Annotated in this window: 24 protein-coding genes and 1 riboswitch; of the genes, 5 read left to right on the forward strand and 19 right to left on the reverse strand. The window is 39.4% G+C overall.

Annotation, left to right across the window (positions count from 1 at the left end):
• Positions 1 to 31: 31 nt before the first annotated feature.
• Positions 32 to 301: a YfhJ family protein gene (locus RCG25_RS21060; RefSeq protein ID WP_308080769.1), complete on the reverse strand. Its 270-nt coding sequence runs from the start codon at positions 299 to 301 to the stop codon at positions 32 to 34.
• Positions 302 to 432: 131 nt separating this feature from the next.
• Between RCG25_RS21060 and RCG25_RS21065 the strand changes: the two genes are divergently transcribed.
• The gene (locus RCG25_RS21065; protein ID WP_308080770.1) at positions 433 to 603 is read left to right on the forward strand and encodes a small, acid-soluble spore protein K; all 171 of its coding nucleotides are present in this window, start codon (positions 433 to 435) and stop codon (positions 601 to 603) included.
• A 201-nt stretch (positions 604 to 804) separates the two neighbouring features.
• On the opposite strand, the gene RCG25_RS21070 is transcribed toward RCG25_RS21065, so the two are convergent.
• Positions 805 to 1,128 (reverse strand): YfhH family protein, encoded by a 324-nt coding sequence (locus tag RCG25_RS21070; protein ID WP_308080771.1) that lies wholly within the window; start codon positions 1,126 to 1,128, stop codon positions 805 to 807.
• A 90-nt stretch (positions 1,129 to 1,218) separates the two neighbouring features.
• Between RCG25_RS21070 and RCG25_RS21075 the strand changes: the two genes are divergently transcribed.
• Positions 1,219 to 1,890, forward strand: coding sequence for an SDR family NAD(P)-dependent oxidoreductase (locus RCG25_RS21075; protein WP_308080772.1), 672 nt, complete (start codon positions 1,219 to 1,221; stop codon positions 1,888 to 1,890).
• 47 nt (positions 1,891 to 1,937) lie between these two features.
• Here RCG25_RS21075 and recX read toward each other — a convergent pair whose 3' ends face one another.
• A complete protein-coding gene (gene recX / locus RCG25_RS21080) occupies positions 1,938 to 2,759 on the reverse strand; it encodes a recombination regulator RecX (protein WP_308080773.1) in 822 nt (273 codons plus the stop codon).
• Positions 2,760 to 3,023: 264 nt separating this feature from the next.
• Here recX and RCG25_RS21085 point away from each other — a divergent pair, with 264 nt between their 5' ends.
• The 3 genes from RCG25_RS21085 to RCG25_RS21095 all read left to right on the forward strand — a co-directional run bounded on the left by RCG25_RS21085 (position 3,024) and on the right by RCG25_RS21095 (position 4,506).
• The gene (locus tag RCG25_RS21085; RefSeq protein ID WP_308080774.1) at positions 3,024 to 3,929 is read left to right on the forward strand and encodes a TIGR01777 family oxidoreductase; all 906 of its coding nucleotides are present in this window, start codon (positions 3,024 to 3,026) and stop codon (positions 3,927 to 3,929) included.
• Between the two features lie 121 nt (positions 3,930 to 4,050).
• Positions 4,051 to 4,185 (forward strand): YfhE family protein, encoded by a 135-nt coding sequence (locus tag RCG25_RS21090; RefSeq protein ID WP_308080775.1) that lies wholly within the window; start codon positions 4,051 to 4,053, stop codon positions 4,183 to 4,185.
• A 135-nt stretch (positions 4,186 to 4,320) separates the two neighbouring features.
• A complete protein-coding gene (locus RCG25_RS21095; protein ID WP_308080776.1) occupies positions 4,321 to 4,506 on the forward strand; it encodes a YfhD family protein in 186 nt (61 codons plus the stop codon).
• Between the two features lie 126 nt (positions 4,507 to 4,632).
• Here RCG25_RS21095 and RCG25_RS21100 read toward each other — a convergent pair whose 3' ends face one another.
• From RCG25_RS21100 to nikC, 16 genes are all read right to left on the reverse strand, one after another.
• A complete protein-coding gene (locus RCG25_RS21100) occupies positions 4,633 to 5,127 on the reverse strand; it encodes a DoxX family membrane protein (protein WP_308080777.1) in 495 nt (164 codons plus the stop codon).
• 767 nt (positions 5,128 to 5,894) lie between these two features.
• Positions 5,895 to 7,178, reverse strand: coding sequence for a homoserine dehydrogenase (locus RCG25_RS21105; RefSeq protein ID WP_308080778.1), 1,284 nt, complete (start codon positions 7,176 to 7,178; stop codon positions 5,895 to 5,897).
• Positions 7,179 to 7,219: 41 nt separating this feature from the next.
• Positions 7,220 to 7,331: riboswitch (SAM riboswitch) on the reverse strand.
• A 629-nt stretch (positions 7,332 to 7,960) separates the two neighbouring features.
• Positions 7,961 to 9,337, reverse strand: a complete 1,377-nt coding sequence (argH, locus tag RCG25_RS21110; RefSeq protein ID WP_308080779.1) for an argininosuccinate lyase — start codon at positions 9,335 to 9,337, stop codon at positions 7,961 to 7,963.
• 63 nt (positions 9,338 to 9,400) lie between these two features.
• Entirely contained in the window at positions 9,401 to 10,612 is a 1,212-nt protein-coding gene (locus RCG25_RS21115; RefSeq protein WP_308080780.1) for an argininosuccinate synthase, read from the reverse strand.
• An 81-nt stretch (positions 10,613 to 10,693) separates the two neighbouring features.
• Positions 10,694 to 11,662, reverse strand: a complete 969-nt coding sequence (argF, locus tag RCG25_RS21120) for an ornithine carbamoyltransferase (protein ID WP_308080781.1) — start codon at positions 11,660 to 11,662, stop codon at positions 10,694 to 10,696.
• Entirely contained in the window at positions 11,655 to 14,882 is a 3,228-nt protein-coding gene (gene carB / locus RCG25_RS21125) for a carbamoyl-phosphate synthase (glutamine-hydrolyzing) large subunit (RefSeq protein WP_308080782.1), read from the reverse strand. Before carB ends, argF begins: the two co-directional genes overlap by 8 nt.
• Positions 14,869 to 15,945 carry a carbamoyl phosphate synthase small subunit gene (locus RCG25_RS21130; RefSeq protein ID WP_308084240.1) on the reverse strand — a complete coding sequence of 359 codons (1,077 nt, stop codon included), beginning with the start codon at positions 15,943 to 15,945 and terminating at the stop codon, positions 14,869 to 14,871. The genes carB and RCG25_RS21130 overlap by 14 nt, the downstream gene beginning before the upstream one ends.
• 6 nt (positions 15,946 to 15,951) lie before the next feature.
• Positions 15,952 to 17,151 (reverse strand): acetylornithine transaminase, encoded by a 1,200-nt coding sequence (locus tag RCG25_RS21135; protein WP_308080783.1) that lies wholly within the window; start codon positions 17,149 to 17,151, stop codon positions 15,952 to 15,954.
• Positions 17,152 to 17,949: an acetylglutamate kinase gene (gene argB / locus RCG25_RS21140; protein WP_308080784.1), complete on the reverse strand. Its 798-nt coding sequence runs from the start codon at positions 17,947 to 17,949 to the stop codon at positions 17,152 to 17,154.
• Between the two features lie 12 nt (positions 17,950 to 17,961).
• Entirely contained in the window at positions 17,962 to 19,191 is a 1,230-nt protein-coding gene (gene argJ, locus RCG25_RS21145) for a bifunctional ornithine acetyltransferase/N-acetylglutamate synthase (RefSeq protein ID WP_308080785.1), read from the reverse strand.
• A gap of 40 nt (positions 19,192 to 19,231) precedes the next feature.
• The gene (gene argC, locus RCG25_RS21150) at positions 19,232 to 20,269 is read right to left on the reverse strand and encodes an N-acetyl-gamma-glutamyl-phosphate reductase (protein WP_308080786.1); all 1,038 of its coding nucleotides are present in this window, start codon (positions 20,267 to 20,269) and stop codon (positions 19,232 to 19,234) included.
• A gap of 1,079 nt (positions 20,270 to 21,348) precedes the next feature.
• On the reverse strand, positions 21,349 to 21,777 hold the full coding sequence (locus tag RCG25_RS21155; RefSeq protein WP_308080787.1) for a DUF4395 domain-containing protein: 429 nt from the start codon (positions 21,775 to 21,777) through the stop codon (positions 21,349 to 21,351).
• Between the two features lie 543 nt (positions 21,778 to 22,320).
• On the reverse strand, positions 22,321 to 23,484 hold the full coding sequence (locus RCG25_RS21160) for a DUF4317 domain-containing protein (RefSeq protein WP_308080788.1): 1,164 nt from the start codon (positions 23,482 to 23,484) through the stop codon (positions 22,321 to 22,323).
• Positions 23,485 to 23,603: 119 nt separating this feature from the next.
• Complete coding sequence (gene aroD, locus RCG25_RS21165) at positions 23,604 to 24,377, reverse strand: type I 3-dehydroquinate dehydratase (RefSeq protein WP_308080789.1); 774 nt, start codon at positions 24,375 to 24,377, stop codon at positions 23,604 to 23,606.
• 5 nt (positions 24,378 to 24,382) lie between these two features.
• Positions 24,383 to 24,919, reverse strand: a complete 537-nt coding sequence (locus tag RCG25_RS21170) for a shikimate kinase (protein WP_374121011.1) — start codon at positions 24,917 to 24,919, stop codon at positions 24,383 to 24,385.
• A gap of 111 nt (positions 24,920 to 25,030) precedes the next feature.
• A complete protein-coding gene (nikC, locus tag RCG25_RS21175; RefSeq protein ID WP_308080790.1) occupies positions 25,031 to 25,930 on the reverse strand; it encodes a nickel transporter permease in 900 nt (299 codons plus the stop codon).
• Between the last annotated feature and the right edge of the window lie 11 nt (positions 25,931 to 25,941).

Below are 25,941 nucleotides of genomic sequence, written 5' to 3' on the forward strand. Positions count from 1 at the left end.
AAAAAGAAAACTCGTTGGGGCGAGTTTTCTTTTAATTTGTTTGATTCTTCTCCTGATTTAAAAAATGTTTATATTTCGGATTGGTGGTGACGAAATCATGAAGTCTATTTCCATAATTCTCAATCCATTGCCTCACAATTTTCTCAGTCATTTCACTGCCTTTATACTCCCTGCCAGCTTTTGCATAACTAGTTTCGAAATCATCCCAAAGCAATTCTACCCAGGTCCTTGCTTGATCAAAGGATAACTCGTTATTTTTTTCTAACAACAACCTTGTTAATTCTTCCTGATATACATTCATACACACACCTCATTGCCATTTTCTTATAACATAACCCATGTAAAAAGCGCGAATACTAACATTACGTGGTAAGCACTGAGATGCCGCCTTTGCTTTTCACGTTTTTCTCATTCCCAAAATGGAGGTACAGCATGAGAAATAAAGAAACGAATTTCCCCAAGCAAAATAATAACAAGTTAGAGGGCGAGCCAAGAGCGAAAGCAGAATATGCTTCTAAAAGAGCCGATGGCACCATCAATACCCATCCACAAGAGCGTATGCGTGCTTCAGGGGAACGAGATGACGAATCCCCTCAGTACTAGAAAAGTGGAAGCGACCGTTTAGCGACGTATGGCTAGGGGCCCGGTCCGACTGAGATAAAGGAAACACGGAGAGCGTTAGCGATCCGATGTTGACTTATCGTAGGGAGGAGTGGGATAGCCACTAGTCGCTGGGAGCTGGAACTAGACAATTCTCAAAGTTCCATAAATAAGACAAGCCAGAGATCTCTCTCTGGTTTGTCTTCATTTTAGCCCTTTTAACATAGAAATCGGAAGAGCCTCTTCTTTTCCATCGCCTTTTAAACGATATCCCCAAGCAAACACACCGTTCATATAATCTATTTTAAAATATTGGCCGGGATCGCCTTCAATTTCATATATTTCGCCCGGTTGAAACGATTCGGGATTAATCAGATATGCTCTTGCCATTTGTACCTTTCTTTCAAGCACCGCAAACTCACTAACCATTCCCATTTGTTCAGCTTTTCGTGCTCTTTCTTGAAGTGAAGCAATTTCCTGTTTTAATTCATGCTCTGTCATATCACTGTATCGTTTCTCCTGCTGCATCCAATCCACTCCCCTTTATCTTCTTTTTTTAGTATAGTAATTTTTATAGGATTAATAAAGGCTTAAAACTCACACAAAGGAGAGCACACTATGAAAACAATGATTGTAACTGGAGCAGGATCAGGCTTAGGCAAAGAATTAGCTTTCTTATTTTCGAAAAAAGGCTTTCATCTTTTATTAGTTGGAAGAACAATTGAAAAATTAGTGGAAGCCAAGCAAGAAATTGAAGCACTAGGTGGAAAAGCTGATCTTTTATCATTGGATATCTCCAACAATGAAGATGTGGTTTCAAAATTAAATGGGCTTAACGAACGCTATCAAGTTGCTGGCTTGGTCAATAACGCAGGTGTCGGTCATTTTGGACCGTTTATCGAGATGGACGATACACAAATAAAAGAAATGCTAGAGACGAATGTATGGGGAACGATTTTGATGACAAAGGCCATTCTTCCACTTTTATCCCAAAATGGAGAAGGCCGAATAATGAATATTATTTCTACTGCTGGCTTGCGTGGGAAAGTAAACGAAGCAGTGTATGTTGCCAGCAAATTTGCTGTAAGAGGATTTACGGAAAGTCTACAAAAGGAATACGAAGGGTCTGGAATCAAATTTAATGCTGTGTACATGGGCGGGATGGACACCCCGTTTTGGGACGAAAGCACTCATGTTTCAGACAAATCACGGTTTAGATCGCCTAAAGAAGTAGCAGAAATAATTATGGATCAAATCGATCAGGATTCTATTATTATTGAGAGTAAATAAGGCTAATAAATAAGGGGACAATCTCCACTCAGTCTGTCCCCTACTCTTTAATTTTCTTCACTTTCTAACTCAGAAAGAAATCTCTCGATATTATCCATTGAAAATCCTTTACGATATAAGGCCTGCTTCATCTTTTGTTGATATTCAAATCCACTTAAGTGAGCATATTTTCTGTGAGCTTTTTCACCTTGGAAGCGAACAGCTCCCATTTCCTCATCATCTTCTTTTTCTACTTTTGTTTCATTCACGGCAATTCCTATGACCTCAAAAGGATACCCTTTTCTTAGGAGTAAATTTTCTAGCTTCTGCTTCTGAATTTTTAAGGATTCCTTTGAGTTTTTTTGAAAAAACTTCTCACTCATTTTTGTTGCTTTTTCAATCTGCTGCTCACGGGGATACTCCTCTAGTGCTTGCATAAGAGTCCCCTCTCCAATCCCTTTTTCCTTTAACTCTAACCTAATTAAATCAGGACCTTTATCTGTCGTATTCGCCTGGGTCCTTACATAAGCCAATGCATATTCCTGATCATTAATATATTTTTGCGAGATTAACCTATGGAGAACCTCGTTAATGACGGCTTCATCAAGTTCTTTTTTTATAAGGTAATCCTTGATTTCTTTTTCCGATCTCATCCTTCTTGCCAGATAATTGACCGCTAAGTTGTAGGCCTTACGGATATCGTCTTGATACTGAATTTCCAAGAAAGAAAAATCATCAAGCTCCATCCCTTTTTTTAAATTGAATTTAATTAACACATCGCTGTCGACACTAAAGGCAAATTCTTCACCCTTGCCCTTGCCATAATCCATAAAAACATTAAAACGGTCTACATTTTTTTGCTGTGTGGTGATTTTCGTAATAATGGCCATTTCCTTCACCTCACTTTCACTTTACCATACTTTTTTATTAAAAGGCTGTGTTAAAGAACAATGTTGATTTTTATAACCTGTTGATTGGAGTGGAAGGCGCGAAGACTCCTGCGGGAGTAGCGGTCTCGGGAGACCCCGCAGGAGGAACGACGAGGAGGCTCCCGGAACGCCCGCGAACCGCTCGCGCCTGGAACGGAAATCAACAGACAAATTTAACAAAGCCTATTAAAATAAGGTAAAATAAAGCAAAAGGAGGTCATCTACATGAAAATTGCAATTGCAGGTGGAACAGGCTTTGTTGGGAAGGCACTTGTCAATGAACTAAGTAAATATAATCACGAAATAGTCATTTTAACTCGCCGAGCAAGGAAGTCTAGCGAGAAGGCAAACGTTCGATATACGCAGTGGTTAACTGATAATGCGAACCCTGTTATGGACCTCCAAGATACGGATATCTTTATTAACCTCGCAGGTGAGTCGATTAACAGCGGGCGCTGGACCGAAGAGAGAAAAAGTAAAATTTTATCTAGTCGAATGGAAGCAGTTGATGCAGTCCTGGACATAATAAACCAATTAGACCGGAAACCGCAGGCGCTTATTAACGCCAGTGCGATTGGTATTTACGGAACATCAGAAACAGAAGTTTTTACTGAAAATAACGAAAAACTAGGCACGGATTTTTTAGCAGAAACAGTTGTAAAGTGGGAACAAGAGGCGAGCAAGGCGGTTTTATTAGGAATTAGAACGGTCTTATGCAGATTTGGTATCATTCTTGAAAAGGATGCTGGAGCTCTTCCTAAGATGCTGATGCCTTATAAGTGGTTTATAGGAGGCAATATTGGAAGTGGCAAACAGTGGATGTCATGGATTCATCTTGAGGATGTAGTGAAAGGTATTATTTTTGCCATTGAAAATAAACAAATTCAAGGCCCTGTAAATTTCACTGCTCCACATCCTGTGATGATGAGCGATTTTGGCAAAACACTTGCTCAAGTATTGCATCGACCGCACTGGCTTCCTGTACCTAGCTTTGCCCTTCGTTTACTCCTTGGTGAAATGAGCACCTTAGTGGTAGATGGGCAAAAGGTTTTACCGAATAAACTTTTAGATCATGGATTCCAATTTCAGTACCCTACTTTAGAAAAAGCATTAAAAAATATATTTTCCTAAAAAAAGTATCATTCCTCTCTCAAAAGGTAAAAATGGAAATAAGTACATATTTAGTGCTTCATTTTTACCACTTAGCTTGATGACAATTAACAAACAAAAAATGTTGAAAGGAATGAGCAAAATGGCGGGAAAAAAGAAAAAAGATTTAGGTAGAGGTAAATATACCTTAACAAGTACACAAGAGGTTTTATACCAGCGTGATTTTAAGATGGCTGACCGTGCCGCCGGCTATCATGACAGCAAAACTAAGCTGTAAGTGACGGAATTCCATACGTATACAAAAAATTAATTTAAAGTTTTTCCATTAATGAGCCCCTTTCAAATTGTAAAAGCTATTAGGGAGTGAGAGATATCTTTCTCCCTCTAGCTGAAATTGAAAGGGGTTTTAGTAATGGGTCGAATGCATAATGGAGGTTCTCACAAAAATAATAAAGCATCACTTCCACAAACACCGAAAAATATGAAAACAGATGGAAACGATGTAGAATACTCACAAGAATTTGCGGATCATGCAGATCTTGAAGCACAAGCCCGTGCTAATGCCGCTAACCAGCGTGTGAAGAATAAGAAAAGATAAGCATAAAAAAGAGAAGCAGGCTTTGCCCTGCTTCTTAAAGTATATAAAAGGGGGAAATAAATGGTATATCAGCGAGCTCTAATGAGAGGCTTCAGCGTGCTAAGCTGTTAGAACTCGGTATTACTGTTAATTAGTGTTTACATTTTTTACAGGTGCCTTTTTGAAATAGCCTTTGATAAACGGAACTGTGTATCGGTCAAGACCGAAGAGGTAAGCTCCAGTTCCTACGAATAGAAGGATCATTGCTGCTGTATAAAGAATTGGGTTCGTGCTTGTTGTGCCTGCTAGCATGAAATTTAAGTTCATAAATGCACCTGCGATTAATGCTGGAAGAGTGGCTAATCCAACAACTAATCCTAAACCAACAAGTAATTCTCCCCAAGGAATTAATACGTTAAAGATTTGAACATTTGGAATGGCAAATTGTTGTAAGAAATCTGCGTACCATGCCTGCACTGCTGGATGATCACCCGTTGCATTTGCGAGTGCACCTTTTAAAAATCCGCCAGCGTCAAATCCACCGGTTAATTTATGATAACCTGCTTCAATCCATTGTAATCCAAGCCAAACTCTTAGAACTGTCCAAACAACGGCTGCTTGAGGGGTTTTATACCATCTCATCACAATCATCTCCTATTAATATTTGTGAATATTTTCACAATAAAGTGTAATGATAAGTTCTTTCCCCTTTCGATGAGGGGTGTTCAGCTAGCTGTGTCGTATAGGGAAGTTAGTTTGTGCTTTTTGGTTTGTGAATTGTTTCACTATCTTCTCTACACTTATAATATACTCTCCTGTTTTTTAAATGACAACGGCTTTCACAGTTTCTTAACATATTAATGTTAGAAAATTGAATAGAATGTGAACTTAATAAGTTGTTAATATTAGAAACCGATTTGTACATTCTTGTGGATAATTATTCTGATTTTTGTGGATATTGTGAATAAATCTGTGGAATACATTTAAACCGGGACTTTCGGTGTGGACAATGCAGTGGATAAACACGGAATATCCGTGACTATTGAATTAAATTTCTACATCTTGTTCAAATAAAAAAAGTAGATTTAGAAGTTTGCTACTTCTACTTTTCCCTTCTTCTCTCTGATAAAAGTAGATCTAGGACCTCGCTGCTTCTACCTTTTCCTTCTTTTATCTATAAAAAGTAGACCTAGAGGTTTGCTACTTCTACCTTTTCCTTCTTCTCTCTGAAAAAAGTAGATCTAGGACCTCGCTACTTCTACTTTTTCCTTCTTTTCTCTGATAAAAGTAGATCTAGGACCTCGCTACTTCTACTTTTTCCTTCTTCTCTCTGAAAAAAGTAGATCTAGGACCTGGCTTTCTTAAAATGAAAAAAAGAGCCGTATAGCTCTTTCATTGTTTGTAGATTCTTATAAAGCCTTAAGCGCATTTATCTGTTTCACCTTCTCGTATTCTCCAATAATCGGAAAATAGATAAGATTATTTTGTTTGGCCAGAAGAGCAATTTCTCTATCTGTCGCTTTGATTACAAACGTTTCCTCCGCCACTTCTTCAATCCAAATAATGGAAGGAGTCACCTGTTTATGCTTCACTCCATGCACCAGCCATGTTTTCTTCTTGTCACTCTTACTAAACCCCGTTACCACTTCTTGAGAACGTGTAACATTGCGTTTTCCCGGAGGATTTTGACACACATAGACTAAATCCTCAATGACAGCACTCGCCGTAGGAAACATTCCAGCTCCCGGCCCCTGAAGCGTAATTTCACCTACAATATCCGATTGGACATTTACTGCGTTCTGAACGCCTTCTACATGGTAAAATGGATGCTCTTTTCCCACTAGCGCTGGTTTGACCGTTGCTTTTATTTGACCGCCCAGCCTTGTTATACTCGCAATATGTTTAAACCTTAGCCCTGCAATTTCGGCTGCTTCAATCAATTCACTGGTTATGGATGTAATCCCCTCACGTTCAACATCCTGCCAATTAGGTTCTTCTCCAAAAGCGAGCCTGCTAAGAATCATAGTTTTATAAAAGGCATCAAAGCCCTCCACGTCATTTGTTGGATCAGCTTCAGCATAGCCATTCTCTTGTGCTAATACTAGTGCCTGTGCAAATGACTGCTTCTTTTCCCTCATTTCTGAAAGAATAAAATTGGAAGTTCCATTTAGAATTCCTCGGACCTGTTTGACACGATTAATATTTAAAAGCTGTCTAAGTGTTTGTATGACTGGAATTCCACCTGCTACAGTGGCTTCAAATCCAACAGAAACATTTTTCTCCGCTGCGAGCTCAAGCAGTTCTTTCCCGTGATGGGCAAACATTTCCTTATTTGCTGTAATGATGTGGCATCCCCGCTGTATGGCTGATTTTAAAAATGTAAATGTCGGCTCTTTATCGACAATAGCCTCCACAACAACATCAAGCTGTTCGAGATTTAAGATATCCGCAAATTCTGTTGTTACTAATACATTTTCACTAATATTTCTTTTCTTTTGCGTGTTTCTGATGAGAACAGCGGCAACTTCAACCTTCTTGCCTAATGTAGCCGTAAGCTCCTCACTGTGTGATTGTATTGTTCGATATACTCCTTCACCAACTGTTCCAAATCCAAGGATTGCTACTTTGATTACAGACACATACATCCATCCCTTCACTACACGATTTTTGACACGAAACTGTTTATTTTTCAAAAAGAAAAACCCTCTTCAATAAGAAGAGGGTTGGATTCCTCCTCTTATCTATCAGGTTAAAAATAACCTGCAGGAATTAGCACCTTTTCAAGGAATACCTTGAAGGTTGCCGGGTTTCATCGGGCCTAGTCCCTCCACCACTCTGGATAAGAGTTTTTATTTGATTTTTCATTAAATTTCCAAGTTATAAAGAAAATTTTAGTTGATGTAATGTTAAATGTCAATATATTCTTTCAACTCATTACGATCGTAAACCTGTAAATTTGGCATGTTCTTCTTTTACTAAGTGGATAAAATTTTCTCTCTCAAAATCCATACTGGTGATCATTTTGATATTATTCTCATTACTTAAGAACCGTTTCACCTTCCTATTTTGGTGAATGATATATGAGTATCTAACATCCTTTTCCAGTGTAGCAAACCAGTCTTCTTCCCTTAATCTGATTATATTCTTTTCAAATTTCGATTTAGGTGACCAATCAGGAATGAGAAATTCAATGACTCCCCCTGCGATATCAACAAGTAAATCAATGATAAAACCGCTAATGGAAAACCACTCCTTAGAAAAATGGTAAATTGTAGATAAACCATCAATTTGTGTAGATATATTATAAAACTGTGTAGAAAAAATGTAAAAGTGTGTAGATATATCTCAAAAACGTGTAGAAAAAAGGCAAAAGTGTGTAGATATATCTCAAAAACGTGTAGATAAAACGCAAAAGTATGTAGATATCGCCATACAACAGCAAAAAGAAACCTGCCAATGGCGGGTTTCTCACATTTTATCGTTTCAGTTTTCCCTCAGCAAGCCCAATTTGCTTCTCCACCTGCTCTGGAGAAGTACCACCAAAGCTGTTTCGAACGGCAACTACGTGTTCTGGAGCTAATACCTCGTAAATATCTTCTTCAAATAAAGGACTAAACTCTTGATATTCTTCAAAGCTTAAATCTAGTAAAAACTTATTGGACTGGATCGAGTATAAAACAATTTTTCCAATAACCTCATGGGCCTCACGGAACGGTAATCCCTTTGTAACTAGATAATCAGCAATATCCGTAGCATTAGAGAAGTCATTGTTAATTGCTTTACGCATCACATCTTTTTTAACAGTCATCGTTTCAATCATCGGAGCTAAAAGTTTCAATGACCCTTCCAATGTTTCAACAGTGTCAAACATACCTTCTTTATCTTCCTGTAAGTCCTTATTGTAGGCAAGCGGCAAACCTTTCAAAACAGTCAGCAGCCCAATCAAATTGCCATACGTACGGCCTGTTTTTCCACGAAGCAGCTCTGGTACGTCTGGATTCTTCTTTTGCGGCATAATGCTTGAGCCAGTACAGAAAGAATCATCTAACTCAACAAATTGGAATTCCTGACTTGACCAAATTACTAGTTCTTCTGAGAATCTAGAAATATGAGTCATGATAATAGAACCAATTGATAGAAATTCAAGAATAAAATCGCGGTCGCTGACAGCATCCATACTGTTCGGATACACCGTTTCAAAGCCTAGTAGTTCTGCTACACGTTCACGGTTGATAGGAAAAGTAGTCCCAGCTAACGCACCTGAACCAAGCGGAAGCCAGTTCACCCGTTTCAGACTATCAATCAATCTCTCTTTATCACGTTCAAACATCCAGAAATAAGCCATTAAATGGTGAGCAAACGATACTGGCTGCGCACGCTGGAGATGAGTATAACCTGGAATTAAGGTTTGGACATGTTCTTTTGCCTGCTCGACTAAAGCTTCCTGAACATCTTCGATCAATTTAATAAGCTCCGTCGTTTTTGTTCTTAAATAAAGGTGCATATCTGTAGCTACTTGGTCATTCCGGCTACGACCCGTATGTAGCTTACCGCCAACCGGTCCGATTCTTTCTATCAACAGCTTTTCGATATTCATGTGAATATCTTCATCTTCTACCAAAAACTCCACTTCGTTTGCATGAACCATTTTTTGAATAGCAAGAAGTCCGTCCTTAATTTTTTCAGCATCTTCAACTGGGATAATGCCACATTCACCAAGCATTTGCACATGTGCCAGGCTTCCGGCAATATCCTCTTTTGCTAACTTTTGATCAAAAGATATGGATGCTGTAAATTCTTCTACGAGCTTGTTGGTTTCCTTTGTAAATCGTCCGCCCCATAACTTAGACATGTTATGCTCCTCCTTAAAATGAAAGAAGATAGCCCCCGAAATAGGATTCGAGGGCAATCCGAATTATTTTACAATCGTTTCTTTTTTAGTAACCTCTGAATATACCTTTGTTGGTAAGCCCCAAATCTTAATAAAGCCAACAGCCGCATTGTGATCGAATGCATCACCTTTTGAGTAGGTAGCAAGCTCCTCGTTGTATAAGCTAAATGGAGACTTACGGCCTACAACTGTGTGATTTCCTTTATGAAGCTTTACACGAATCGTTCCTGTAACAGTTTTTTGTGTTTCTTCAATAAACGCATCAAGCGCTGGTTTGATAGGTGAATACCAAAGTCCTTCATAGATGATTTTTGCCATCTGCTGTTCCACTTGAGTCTTAAATTGTGTAACCTCACGAGTTAATGTTAAGAATTCTAATTCTTTATGCGCATTGATTAAAATTAATGCAGCCGGATTTTCATACACTTCTCTTGATTTAATTCCTACTAATCTATTTTCAATATGGTCGATACGACCAACACCGTGCTTACCACCCAGTGCGTTTAACGTTTCAATTAACTGAACAAGTGGAAGTTTCTCACCATTGAGGGCAACAGGAACCCCTTGTTCGAATTCAATTTCTACATATTCAGCGGCATCTGGAGTTAGTTCAATCGGATTCGTCCAATCGAATGCTGCTTCAGGCGCTTCTGCCCATGGATCTTCAAGTACTCCAGCCTCACAAGCACGTCCCCAAATGTTTGCATCAATTGAGAATGGATTATCTAAATCTACTGGAATCGGAATACCGTTTTCCTCAGCATACTTAATTTCTTCATCACGTGTCATTCCCCATTCACGTACCGGAGCAACCACCTTTAGACTTGGGTTTAACGCTTGAATGGACACTTCGAAACGGACTTGGTCATTGCCTTTTCCAGTACAGCCATGAGCAACAGCTTTAGCCCCTTCTTTTTCCGCCACCTCTACTAATAGTTTTGAAATAAGTGGACGAGAAAGCGCTGAAGATAATGGATATTTTCCTTCATATAAACAATTAGCCTTTAAAGCTGGTAAAATATATTCCTTTGCCAATAATTCTTTTGCATCGATCATATATGCTTTAACGGCTCCAACATTTAACGCCTTATTTTTAATAGCTTCTAAGTCTTTTCCTTCACCTACATCTAGACCTAGAGCAATAACATCATAACCATATTTTTCCTGGATCCATTTAACCGAAACGGAAGTATCTAAACCACCTGAATATGCTAGAACAATTTTTTCTTTTGCCATCTGTATTCTCCTCGTGCTTTTGTGAATTTTTATTCAATCAATAGAATTATTATACAACAACTCTCACAAAAAGTGAAACTATTATGCTAATAAATGTTTTAAAATTGCTTTTTGCGCATGCAGGCGATTCTCGGCTTCATCAAACACGACTGAATGAGTACCGTCAATAATAGCTCCCGTTACTTCTTCATCACGATGAGCAGGTAGACAGTGTAAAAAGATATAATCAGCTTTAGCCTGTTTGCATAGTTCTTCATTGACTTGAAAGCCTTCAAACGCCTTTAATCTTTTTTCCGTTTCTTCTTCCTGCCCCATGCTGGTCCAGACGTCTGTTACGACAACATCCGCGTCTTTAATCGCTTCAAGTGGATTATTTGTAATGACAACTGAACTTCCCGTTTGTAAGCCCTCTTTAATAGCCGCCTCCGTAATTTTCCCATCAGGTAAATAACCCGGCGGGCTGGCGATACTAACATCCATTCCTACCTTTACTGCCCCTTCCATCAACGAATGGGCCATATTATTATTTCCGTCTCCAATATAGCAAAGCTTTAACCCTTCTAATTTTCCCTTGTGCTCAAGAATGGTTAAAAGGTCAGCTAATACCTGGGTTGGGTGCTGTAAATCGGTTAACCCATTGATCACTGGAACAGTAGCGTGCTCTGCTAATTCTTTTACAGAATCATGTGAAAACGTTCGAATCATGATTCCATCCACATAGCGTGATAACACTTTAGCTGTATCGGATATACTTTCCCCGCGTCCGAGCTGAATGTCTTTTGAGCTTAGGAAAATCGCATGCCCCCCAAGCTGCAGCATTCCTACTTCAAATGAAACCCTTGTACGGGTAGATGATTTTTCAAAAATCATGCCTAACACTTTTCCATTTAAGAAAGGCTGTGGTTTCCCTTGCTTTTGCATTTGCTTTAGTTCAAGTGCATCGTTTAACAGGTAAAGGATTTCTTCAGTAGTGAAATCCGATAGCTGTAAAAAATCTTTCCCCTTCAGTTGCGGGTTACTTTTTTCGTTCAATTTAATGGCTTCAACCATGAACGGCACCTTCTTTTTCAATAGTATAATACTCACTAACCGTTCGTACCTGATAATCCGATGGAGATCCTTTTTGTAGACCAAATGTCGCCTCAATCGTATCTAAATGGGTAAATACAGGGATTTTGTAACGAACAGCATGCTCACGAATTTGAAAACCAAATTTCATTTTATTTCGACCTTGATTTGGAATGTTAATGACTGCTTGAATTAACTGCTTTCGGAAAAATTCACTTACATCCGCATCATCCTTGACCATTACCTCAACAGGGATTCCGTTATCCTGGAGGAAAAGTGCAGTTCCTTCTGTAGCAGCAATTTTGTAATTTTTATCTATAAATTGTTCAATAATTGCAAGACTAGCAGGCTTCTCACGGTCTGAAATGGAGCAAAACAGATAATTTTTCTCTGTCTCTTCACCAAGTGAGAGAATCGACTTTTCTAATGCCGCTTGAAACGTTACTCCCATTCCCAAGGCTTCACCCGTTGATTTCATTTCTGGCCCAAGCACATGATCTACACCCTTTAACTTACTCGATGAAAACACTGGTGTTTTTACAGAATAGTAGTTTGGTTCAGCGAGTAACCCTTCGGTTGGTGATAACTTAGTTAACGATTGACCTAATTGAATACTTGTTGCCCACTCAATCATTGGTATGCCTGTTACCTTACTGATAATCGGCACGGTTCTCGATGAGCGCGGGTTCACTTCTAGTACATAGACTTCATCTTCATAGATAACAAATTGAATGTTCATCATCCCAATGACAGAAGCTGACTTGGCAATCTTCCCTGCATGATCAATTAATGTTTCTTTGACTTTTGCTGTTAGAGAAATCGGTGGGAATACCGTGATACTATCACCAGAGTGGACTCCAGCTTTTTCAATATGCTCAAAAATTCCAGGAACCACAATCGTTCCCCCGTCGCAAATGACATCAATCTCGCATTCTACTCCAGGTAAAAATTTATCTACTAATAAAGGCCACATGGACGCCTGTGAATTCTGCTCAAGCTGTACAATATATTGGCTAAGCTCTTCTTCTGAAAAAATAGTAAACATCGATTGACCGCCAATTACATACGATGGACGAACAAGAACTGGGTAGCCTAATTTTTCTGCTGCTTCCTTCAATTCATCTGGGTGTGAGACTGTTTGACCCTCAATATGGGGAATATTTAAGTCTTCAAGCAGCTGATAGAATTCCTTTCGATCTTCTAAACGATCGACATTTTTAACAGAGGTACCTAAAATGGTCACTCCTTCTTCTTCTAAAGAATGGGCCAAATTAATTGCCGTTTGTCCGCCGAACTGAATCAAGACCCCGTCAACCTTTTCCTTCTCGATCACATGCAGAACATCTTCTGCTGCAAGAGGTTCAAAATATAAACGATCCGCAACAGAATAGTCTGTGCTCACTGTCTCTGGATTGTTATTTATGACAACGGCTTCATAGCCATTCTTCTTAATCGCTTTTGCCGCATGGACAGAACAATAATCAAATTCGATTCCTTGACCAATTCGAATCGGGCCAGAACCAATAACAAGAATTTTCTTCTTATCAGTTACTTCTACTTCGTCAAAACCGTGCCACGTAGAATAGTAGTAAGGTGTGACAGCATCAAATTCTGCCGAACAGGTATCAACCATTTTATAGCCAGGTTTCAAGTTTAATTCTTTCCACTTTTTACGAATCTGTTTTTCAGGAATACCGTATATTTCCGATAAAAGCTTATCGGACACATTATTTCGTTTTGCTTGTTTAAGCAGGAGGACAGGAACTTGTTCCCATTGATAGGATGCCAATTCCTTTTCGATCGCAACGATTGAACTAATTTTGTGCAAAAACCATGGATCAATCTCGGTTAACTGCTGTATTTTTTCAAGAGTAGTCCCTCTTCTAAAGCATTCGGCAATGATGAATAATCGTCTGTCATTTGCGGTTGTAAGAAGATCATAAAGGGTGGCATCTTCTGCTGTTTTATTCCCTTCAAGACAAAGACCATACACATTCATCTCCATCGACCGAATCGCTTTGTTTAGAGCTCCCTCAAATGTGCGGTCAATTGCCATTACTTCACCTGTTGCTTTCATTTGCGTTCCAAGTGTACGGTCTGCCTCTGGAAACTTATCAAATGGGAAGCGAGGTAGTTTCACCACAATATAATCAATCGCTGGCTCAAATGAAGCAAACGTGTTACCTGTTATAGGATTCACAATTTCATCCAAATGATACCCAATCGCACACTTTGCTGCCATCCTTGCTATCGGATAACCCGTTGCTTTTGAGGCAAGTGCGGATGAACGGCTCACCCTTGGATTTACTTCAATAATATAATACTGATTGGATTCTGGGTGGAGGGCAAACTGAATATTGCAGCCTCCGATGATTGCTAATTCTCTAATGACTTTAATGGACACATCACGAAGCATTTGATATTGAACGTCATTAAGTGTCTGCGACGGAGCAACTACAATGGAATCCCCTGTATGAACGCCGACAGGATCCATGTTTTCCATATTACACACAATGATGCACGTGTCATTTGCATCACGCATGACTTCGTACTCGATTTCCTTCCAGCCTTTAATACTTTTTTCAACCAGTACCTGACCAATTGGACTGGCAGCTAGCCCTTTTTTCAAAACAATTTCAAGTTCATCGAAGGTGTAAGCGAAGCCACCGCCCTCTCCCCCTAATGTATAGGCAGGACGGATAATCACTGGAAATCCAATTTCTTGAACGAACTTTACCCCTTCTTCGTAGCTGTGAATAATTGCAGATTCAGGAATAGGTTCGCCGATTGTAAGCATGAGATTACGGAATCTTTCCCGATCTTCACCGTTTTTGATCGATTCAACCGAAGTTCCTAATAGCGCTACATCGTATTTTTCTAAAATCTTTTGTTCATATAACTGAACGGTTAAATTTAAGCCCGTTTGCCCCCCTAGGGTGCCAATGACCCCATCGGGTTTTTCTTTTTGAATGATTTTTTCGATGGTAGCCACGTTTAAAGGTTCAATATAAACCTTATCAGCAATGGCCTCATCAGTCATAATGGTTGCCGGATTATTATTAATTAAAACAACTTCAATTCCTTCCTCTTTCAAGGCGATACAAGCTTGTGTTCCGGCATAATCAAATTCTGCTGCCTGACCAATGACAATCGGACCAGACCCAATGACAAGTACTTTTTTTAAGTTTTTATTTAATGGCATATACGGTCTCTCCCAATGAAGCTATCTGGCTTACGAATTCTGTAATAATGTGTGCGGTATCGGTTGGTCCGGGATGTGCTTCCGGATGAAATTGCACCGTTTGGATTGGATAGCTTTGATGTTTTAGTCCTTCAATTGATTGATCATTGACATTTCTGTAAGTAATATCAAAGACCGTTTGGTCGATGCTATCGTCAACAACGACATACCCATGATTTTGTGCCGTTATTTTCACTTTTCCAGTCATAATCTCTTTCACCGGGTGATTACCGCCCCTATGACCATAGGCAAGCTTTGCTGTTTTTGCCCCATATGCTAAAGCGATTAGCTGGTGGCCTAAACAAATTCCAAGTGTAGGATAATGCTGGCTAATTTTTTTAATTTCTGGGAACCATTTCTTTAAATCCATTGGATCTCCAGGTCCGTTGCTAAATAGAACACCATCAGGATTCAAGGATTTTACTTTTTCAAAAGGAGTATAATAAGGAACCACTGTTACTGCACAATTTTCTTCTAATAAAGCAGTAAGGATCGACTTTTTAAAGCCATAGTCCATTAATACCACATGTGGTCCTCTATTATTGAAATATTGCATCTTCTTAGTGGATACTTTCTCCACCCATAACGTTGATTTTTCGTTTGCAGAAAAATCCCCTTGTTTTGTTTTGCTTAAATAGCCTTTGACTGTCCCGCGGCTGCGAATGGTTTTCACAAGGAGCCTTGTATCAACACCGGCGATTCCCGGAACGTCAGCCTGCTTCAGTTTTTCTGAAAATTTGTGAATGGATTGATAATGACTTGGTGTTTCACATAAATCACTAATGATTACCGCTGATAAAGCGGGTGTAATGCTTTCATCGTCCATTGCATTGATTCCATAGCTTCCAATAATCGGATAGCAGAATGTAATCATTTGCCCAGCGTAGGAAGGATCCGTGATGATTTCCTGATAGCCAGTCATACTTGTATTAAAAACTACTTCCCCGAGAGAATCCTTTTCTGCACCAATTAGTACACCTTCAAACACTTCTCCCGTTTCCAAAGTAAGGTATCCCTGTTCCAAAAACACTCACTCGCCTTTCTCTATACCTTGGAATGTTTTTTCCAATGCTTCAATAAATTCATTTATCTCTTCTTTTGTTACCGTTAACGGTGGTAAAATCCGAACGACATTCGGTCCGGCTGTTAAAATAAGAAGGTTGTTTGCAATCGCTTTTTGTACGATACCAAGTGCGTTCGTTTCAACAAGCAGTCCCTTTAGCAGTCCTTTACCACGTATATTTTTAATAAACTCGTATTTTTCCTTCAACATTTCCAGCTGACTATCAAGGTATGTCACGACTTCTTTCACTTGTTTTAGTAAGTTGGTTTCAAGTATATGAGTAACAGTTGCCAGTCCTGCAGCCGTCGCTAATGGATTTCCGCCAAAAGTACTACCATGGCTGCCCGGTTCAAATCCCTTGGCCGCTTCTTCTTTTGCGATGATGGCTCCAATTGGGAAACCTGAACCTAGCCCCTTTGCAAGACTAATGACATCTGGTTCAATTCCGTACTGTTCATAAGCAAAAAGTGTACCCGTTCTGCCAATCCCAGTTTGAATTTCATCGACCATCAGCAGAATACCGTTATCCTTACAAATTGCTGCTAGTTTTTTTACCCATTCAGGGTTTGCTGGTATGACTCCGCCTTCACCTTGGACAAGCTCAAGTAAGACTGCTGCAGGCTTTCGTGTGGTTAGCTCTTCAAGCGCTTCTTCATCATTAAATGGAAGATAACTAAAACCTGGCATAAGTGGTGAAAAACCCTGTTGGATTTTTTCCTGACCGGTTGCTGTTAAGGTTGCTAGTGTTCTACCGTGGAAGGATTGCTGAAAGGTCACGACTTCAGAAGATCCGCTTCCCTTTACCTTGTTCGCATATCTTCTTGCCAGCTTAATCGCTGCTTCATTTGCTTCCGCCCCACTGTTGCAGAAGAAAACCTGATCTCCACAGCTATTGGCAGCAAGTAGTGCCGCAAGCTTTTCCTGATTTGGAATATGATAAAGGTTTGTACAGTGCCATAGGTCTTGCAACTGTTCTTCTAGTTTTTCTTTTACAGCGTCTGGAACATGACCTAAATTACAAGTTGCAATCCCAGACGTGAAATCTAAATATTGCTTCCCTTGATCGTCCCACACATAACTTCCTTTTCCCTTTACTAAAGTGACCGGGAAACGGCTGTACGTGGCCATTATTGGGGAGGATAGAGAAACGGAAGTATCGTTTACCATTTACGCAATCTCCTCTTCTAAGACAATTTTTGTACCGATATCTTTACCTGCTGTGTAATCTATCAGACTATTTTTATCAAAACCATTGATAATCCCCACTTCAGGTATGTTGTGAACAAGGCCGTCTATGGCAGCCTTTACCTTCGGAATCATGCCACCGTAAATGGTTTGATTATCGATTAGTTCTTCAATGGTTGTTTTGGTTGCTTTATCAAGCTTTGTTTTCACACCATTTTTTTCAATTAATATCCCTGGAATATCACTAATAAAACAAAGATTGGCTCCCAGTGCTTTTGCAATCGCGCTAGCTGCTATGTCTCCATTGATATTGTAGCGTTGACCACTAGCATCAATGCCGATGGGAGAAATAACCGGTATATACCCTTGATTGACGATTCCTTCTATGACACTTTGATTTACACCAACTACTTCACCCACAAACCCTAACGTTTTTGCATCTGCTATCGGAACTGCTTTCAATAATCCGCCGTCTACTCCACTTATGCCAAAAGCATTTCCGCCAACCTCGACTAGGTTTCTGACAACTAGCTTATTAACCGAACCACTCAGAACCATTTCCACAATATCTAGCACGTCATGGTTGGTTACCCGTAAACCATTTACAAAAGTAGTTTCCACATTTAAATTTTTTAATAAGGACGTTATAAGAGGACCTCCGCCATGAACTATGATAGGTGTCCATTCACCTGATTGATGCATCTGAACGACATCTTCATAAAAAGATCTTGGCAGATTTTCTAACACACTTCCGCCACACTTAATGACTAGGTATTTCATTTTCGTCCTCCCTTACGTGCGGTAGGATGCATTTATTTTTACGTAATCGTAGGTAAGGTCGCATCCCCATGCAGTTGCACTATATTCACCCTGGTTTAATTCAACATGTATTTTAATAACATCAAGTTGTAAGTATTCTTTAACCTCTTCTTCTACAAACATACTTGGTAGACCGTTTTCGAATACCGTATAAGGTCCGATTGATACTTTTATGGCATTCGGTTCAACTGGAACACCACTGTAGCCTATTGCCGTCACAATTCTTCCCCAGTTTGGATCTGTTCCATAAATAGCTGTTTTTACTAGGTTAGAAGAAATAATGGCTTTACCGACAGCACTTGCAGCATTTCGGCTGTAGGAGCCAGTCACTTGAACTTCTACTAGCTTGGTAGCCCCCTCGCCATCTCGTGCGATCTTTTTAGCAAGTGATTCACAAACCATTTTCAAACCCTGTTTAAACACATCCCAATCCGGATGGTCCTTGGTTAGTTGACTGTTTTCTGCTAACCCATTGGCCAAGACGAGAACCATGTCATTCGTACTTGTATCGCCATCAACCGTGATCATATTGAAGGTTTGATTGGTGACGTCTCGAAGGGCGGCTACCAGGTCTTCCTGTGCTATATTTGCATCTGTAGTTACGAATCCAAGCATAGTAGCCATGTTTGGGTGGATCATTCCAGAACCCTTTGATGCGCCGCCGATGCTAACCGTTTTTCCATCGATAGTCATTTGCACAGCTGTATGTTTGACACATGTATCAGTAGTTAGAATGGCTTCTTTAAATAAGCTCTCATTTTCATATTCTTTATTAAGTATTTGTGTAACACCAGCTCTCACTTTATCCATCGGCATCAATTCTCCGATGACCCCTGTGGAAGTCACTGCAACAAGATGCTCTTCAATTCCAAGTTCATTTGCAAAATCCTTTTGCATGGTGTAGGCATCAAGTAATCCTTGTTCCCCTGTACAAGCATTGGCGTTACCAGAATTAACGATAATGGCTTGGAGTTTATTTTCTTTTGCTACGCTTTCTTGAGTAACTAATAAAGGAGCCGCTTGAAAAATATTTGTTGTATACACGCCTGCAGCGGTTGCTGGAACTTCCGATACGATGTAGCCAAGATCGAGTCTTTTTCTTTTAATTCCACAGTGCATGCCACCTGCTTTATACCCCTTTGGTAAAGTGACACTTCCTTCTTCTAGTACCACGATTTCATTTGTTGATGTTGCTTGTGTCAATTTAATTTCCCCCTTCAAATCCCCTATGGGTCGAATTTCCCTATGGATACATTGGTATATCGGTTAGCCCCGTTTGTTCATCCCAGCCATTCATCAGGTTTACATTTTGGATTGCCTGCCCGGCCGCTCCTTTAACTAAATTATCGATAACAGAGATAATCGTTAAGCGGTTGGTTCGTTCATCGACATGTAGTCCAATATCACAATAGTTTGACCCGGATACTTCTTTTGTAGAAGGGATCGTTCCCTCAGGCCGTACCCTTATAAAATGAGAGTCTTGATAAAATTGTTTATATAAATCGATAACTTTTTTTGTTGAAATCTTTTCTTTTAGATTCACATACATCGTACACATGATTCCTCGTGTCATTGGGACAAGGTGGGTAGTAAAAGAAACCGTGATGGAATCTCCACTCTCATCTGTAAGGACTTGCTCAATTTCTGGAATGTGTTGATGTTTTCCAAGTTTATAAGCTTTAAAATTTTCATTGATTTCGGCGTAGTGTGCGGTTAATGAAAGTCCCCTTCCTGCACCTGACACGCCTGATTTCGCGTCAATGATGATTGAATTTTTATCAGCTAGCTGCGATTTTAAGATTGGGAGTAGGCCCAAACTGGATGCGGTAGGATAACAGCCTGGATTGGCTATTAAATTAGCAGTCTTAATTTTTTCGCTATAAATCTCACTTAAACCATAAATTGCTTTCTCTAAATACTGCTCATCTGCAGGTGTGTGATTGTACCAGGTTTCGTATTCTGCGCCTGACCGTAATCGAAAGTCACCTGAGAGGTCAATACATTTCATACCGTGCTCTAGCAGCTGCGGAACAAGCTTACTGCTGACACCAGATGGAGTAGCAAGGAAAGTAATATCGTTCGTTTCAGATAATCTTTTTGCATCAAATGTCTCTAATGGTTGATCCATTATCTCAGAAAGATGAGGATATGTTTCACTAAAGCTATAGCCCGCTTTAGAGTTGGATACTACTGAACCCACCTCCAAATATGGGTGCTTCTGAATCAAGCGAATAAGTTCTACAGACCCATACCCTGTTCCACCAATGATTGCTGCTTTCATTTCTTCAACTCCCATGTTGCTTACATAATGAATTATTATACATACACATATATAATTATTCAATATAAAAATTACCTAATTTTCGCTTTTAACTGAAAATTATTATATATTATTTTGAAAACGCTTACATGAATGTTTGTAAGATTATACAGATTCCATGCATATTCATAAGGAAAAGCGCAAGTGTCTTGATCATCCCCAATCAAGAAGACTGGTCGATTTAGCGGAGCGCAGAAAGACCTAGTCGCACTTAAGCGTACAAAAGTCCTTATCCTTTAGTAGCCAGGCAACCTTGCCATGTACATTAGAAATTCTTCTATATACTGATGCTCACTTTTTCTTTTAACTTGGGCATTAGAAATTTCTTCTATTTACCGGTCACGCACTTTTTCTATTGTCACGGGCATTAGAAACCTCTCCTATTTACCGGTCGCTGGCTTTTTCTCTTGTCGCGGGCATTAGAAACCTCTCCTATTTACCGGTAACTGGCTTTTTCTCTTGTCGCGGGCATTAGAAACTTCCCCTATTTACCGGTCACGCACTTTTTCTATTGTCACGGGCATTAGAAACCTCTCCTATTTACCGGTCGCTGGCTTTTTCTCTTGTCGCGGGCATTAGAAACCTCTCCTATTTACCGATCGCTGGTTTTTCTCTTTACCCGGGCATTAGAAACTTCCCCTATTTACCGGTCACGCACTTTTTCTCTTTGCTCGGGCATTAGAAACTTCTTCTATTTACCGGTCACGCACTTTTTCTCTTGCCACGGGCATTAGAAACTTCCCTATTTACCGGTCACGCACTTTTTCTTTTGTCACGGGCATTAGAAACCTCTCCTATTTACCGGTCATGCACTTTTTCTCTTGCCACGGGCATTTGAAACCCTCCTATTTACCGGTCACGCACTTTTTCTCTTGCCACGGGCATTAGAAACTTCCTCTATTTTCCGGTCGGGCTTCTTTCCATTGAATTGGGACATAAAATACCACAATATTAGGGATTAAAGCTGTGAAAAATTTTTCTAACCTTTAAAAAAAGCCCTTGCTAGTAGCAAGAGCTTCGATTAGAAAAAATATGACTTTTTATTGTTGAAGAGTTCGTCTATATTTATATTGATTCCATTGGAAGTGGATGAAACAGCCGACACAAAAACCGAGAATGGCCACAAATGCTGCTAATGCCACCATGATGGTGAAAATATATCCGAGGACATTCCACCCTAGTAAAAAGCTGATAAATCCGATACCGAGGCAAATCACAGCAATCGTTTGATTAAATTGCTGCTGTCCCCAATCTTCGGGAATATACGCATTTGGATCCTTCTTTAAAAATAGTTTTCCTAGCCGCATAATCGGATTAAAGTCTAAAAAAAGTCCACTTAGCCCAGAGAGTAACGGTATCAATAAAAACCACTCCAAACCAGAGAACCATGTTAACAATACACTTATAACAATCACCACTTGATTCGTCTTTACAAGTGGACGAGGAATTGAACGAATAGCTTCTGACATTTTAATACCAACCTTTCTTATTGGAATTATATGTTTACTGTTATTTTAACTCGATTAGTCATCTTTGTATAGTAAATAATTCAATAATCACCGTCCAAATAATAAAGTGCCATGTTCACTCCATCCTTTCGTTTGGGAAAGCGTAGTTCCGGAAAAAATAGAGAGAATATACGGAAGGTTTTATGCATTTTTTGTTTTATAACAAAATTTAGAAGAAAGTTCTATACAATGAGGAAGGAATTCTACAAAATTGGGGAGGAATTCTACAAAATTTTAATTAATTCTACAAAATCGAGATTGGATTCTACATAGATTGGTAAATCACTCCCAATTTCACTTCAAAAGGGCCCATTCCTAGAGTTATTCTACAATATAAAGAGACAATTCTACAAAATTTCAATTTACTCTACAAATTAATAGAATAATTCTACAAAAGCTGGAAACAAATTCCCAACCCGATAAGCTCACAAAAAAAAAGCAGGAAGCATCCTGCTTTAAACAACATCTGGTCGACCGATCATTCCCTGTAGAGCCTAGAACACATTAGTATGTCTCTGATTCTTCAAGTCGGAAACCCTCCACGACCACGTCTTCATCTATTTCCAACAATAAGCATCGTTTACCTTGGAACGTAATGTATTTTACATATTTTAGATCTTTTGGGTTGATCGAAAGATTGGCAACCTTGGTCTCGATTTTGATGGTTTTCGGAACTAAGTTGCTGGCCTTAAATTCGTGTTTTTCATCATCAACGATTGCCTTAAGGGCATGTTCCACTTTGGCCGTCTCTACATTTTCAACCCCGCTTACCGTTAAAATACGTTCAATATCCCGAGAATCCAACGTAGGTATTTCACTTTCTTCATTCTCTTGATTCTCCTGAACCAGCTTATCGATTTCCTCATACACATTGGAAATCACGCGGGAATCCACTTCGTCCCCTATCACTTCTTTTAAGATGAAATCGAAGCAGTCCTTATCTTCCTGGGCAGTTATAATCTCTTCACAATTAAGCACTTCTTCCATAAATTTAAAATCCGGTTGATTTGCTTTCCCTGCACAGTAGAGAATACGGTTTACATCCGCTGCATTATCGTTTAAGGCAGGGAAAAGGAAGCCTGATAAGGGAGAATCTAAATTAATAATGGGATCAAAGACGTTGTAGGATTTGTATTCCTTCTCAATATAATCAAACATCAGGGCTTTTTTCGGCACATCCGTTTTATTGAGACTGCATAGAATAAACCCGTTGGAATAGACCTGGTCATCCCCGCCTTCTTCAGATTCCGCATTGCGTTTTCGGGTCGGCTTTCGATATTCTCCCCGAATAAACGTTACCACGGTATCAAATTCATAAACCGTTTTAGCAAACATTTTCACGACAATTTCCAACATGTATTCTTTCCAGTCTTCCGTTGTTTCTTGTTGTAATCCTTCGTAAAGGAACATTTGGGTGCTGTCTTCCACATCCCGCATGAATTTCAGTTCAAACAGTTTAGCATCAAGTTGTCCTGTTAACACTTTTTTAAAGTTGGCTAAAAATAATTCCTGTGTTTCCTGTTCTAACATTGGAAAAGGCTGACTTACTTGATGATAAATCTCGCCCGATTCCTTTTGGACATACACATTAAAGATTTCTCGAATTTGTAGGTTGTAATTGTCTAGTTTAAATTGCTTGCGGATATTAGCGATATCTTTTTTATTCATTTGGTCTCAACTCCTATTCTTGATTATACTGTTCAAAAATATAAATTGTAATAATTGAGACCATGATATTAGAAAAAAATGAGCATACAAATCGTTAAGATTTGATGCTCGATTTTGATTTATTGTTTCAGATTCTCATGCAATAAGTTTAAAACGTAACGTAATTCCTTAACGGGCACCTGTCCTGGAGCAGAAGCCTTTTTCGCCGCACCAAACGTTAGGGCTGAACCAAATACTTCACCTGCCAATCGACTGATGAGCCCCTTGCCTGCCATTGACATCGTGATAAATGGTCGATCAGCGAATTGTTCATTCATTGTATTAGTGGCCTCTAAGAGTGTCAGCACATCGGTTGAACTGGTAGGCATAACTGCAATTTTAGGGATATCTCCGCCCAATTCCTGCGCTTTACACATACGAGAAATAATTTCTTCTCTCGGTGGTGTCTTATGAAAATCATGGTTTGAAAGAATAACGAAAACCTCGTGTGCATGCGCCGCTTCAATTACGGCTTTAACATCATTTTCTTCATTAAATAACTCAATATCAATCAAATCTACTAATCCAGTTAGCACAATGCTTTTGTTTAATTCAAAATAGTAAGCCGGGCTGACTTCCTTTTCGCCACCCTCTTTTGCACTTCTAAATGTGAAAATCAAGGGAATCTCTGTTAAAACCGCACGAATTTCCCTTAATGCCTCTTTCACTGCATCCATTTCTTCGACCTGTTCAAAAAAGTCAACACGCCATTCCACCACGTCCGCTCCGAGAATTTTAATATGCTTGGCTTCCTCCAATAACTGTGCCACTGAACTCCCTATCATTGAAACGCATATTTTAGGCTGGCCTTCTCCAATCGTAATCCCTTTAACGGTAATAGTTTTTCGTGTCATCTTCTTCACCTTTTCTTTACACCGAAGTTCGTTACTAGTGTATCGGCTATTTCGTCTGCAATTTCACCCGGAGCTTTGTTATCTGTTTCTATTTTTAAATGATGCTGTGAATAGATTGCTTGTCTTGTATAAAATAAATCTTCCATTTCCTCTTTTGATTTACCTTGTAACACAGGCCGGCTCTCAATAATCAAATCCAATCTATTTTTCCAGTTTTCCAACGATATATTGAGATAAATGACAATGCATGAGGTTAAGCATACTTGTCTGATTTCTTCCTGTAAAAAAGCACCCCCGCCAACAGAAATAATCTTCTGCTCTTGTTCAGCTAGATTCGAAATCAAACCTTTCTCTCTTTGTCTAAAAGCCTTCTCACCAATTTGTTTGAAAATTTGTGAGACAGGCATTTGATATTCCTTTTCAATTTCTTCATCTATATCGATAAAAGAACGATTAAGCTTTTTGGCAACGAGCTTTCCAACTGTTGTCTTACCAACACCCATAAACCCGATAAACACTATACTTCTGTCGCTATTTTTCAAAATCCTTCAATCCCCCATAATGAACAAACTATTTAGATAATTATAAGGGTTAATCGAAAATTATGAAACTAATAGTGAGTCCAAAATAAAAAGTGGTGCGGAAGGCACCACTTAATTTTTCATCTTAGGATCAAGGATATCACGGAGCCCATCGCCCATTAGGTTAAATCCTAGGACGGTAAGCATAATGGCAACACCCGGAAAGAATAAAGTCCATGGAGCCTGCGTGATATAATTTTTCGAATCGGCCAGCATTTTACCCCACTCAGGTGTTGGAGCCTGTGCCCCCATTCCAAGGAAGCCAAGAGCTGCAGCCTCAATAATGGCAGTAGCGATGGCAAGAGTCGCTTGTACGATTACAGGAGAAATACTATTTGGCAAAATATGACGGAAGAGAATTCGTGTATCTCTCATTCCAACTGCACGGGCTGCCATAATATATTCTTCCTGCTTAACACTAAGTACCTTTGAGCGAACCAGACGACCAAAGTTCGGAATATTAATAACCGCAATCGCAATTAAAGCATTTTTTAAGGATGGTCCAAGAATTGCAACAACTGCGATAGCTAATAGAATACTAGGAAAGGCAAGCATAATATCAAAAATACGGGAGATAATACCGTCCACCCAACGACCATAATAACCTGCTACGATTCCTAGGATTGTTCCAAAAACAACGGATCCTATGACAGAGAATGTCCCTACCCATAAGGATATCCTAGCACCATACACGATTCGCGAAAAAATATCTCGTCCAAAATCGTCTGTACCAAACCAATGTTCACTAGAAGGTGCCAGCATTCGGTCGGACAGCACCTGCTCCTTGTAACTATATGGTGAAATGACAGGAGCTAAAATAGCAATAATAATAAAGAAGACAACAATTCCTAAGCCAGCAACCGCTAATTTATTTTTAGCAAAGGATTGCAAAGCTTCCTTCCACGGAGGTGTCAGCTTTTCTTCAACAGCTTTCACAGATAAATCTGCTGTGCTTTTTGCAAGTTCTGCCACTACTCATCCCT

The sequence above is a fragment of the Neobacillus sp. PS2-9 genome (assembly GCF_030915525.1).
In the GTDB taxonomy this organism is placed as follows: Bacteria; Bacillota; Bacilli; order Bacillales; family Cytobacillaceae; genus Neobacillus.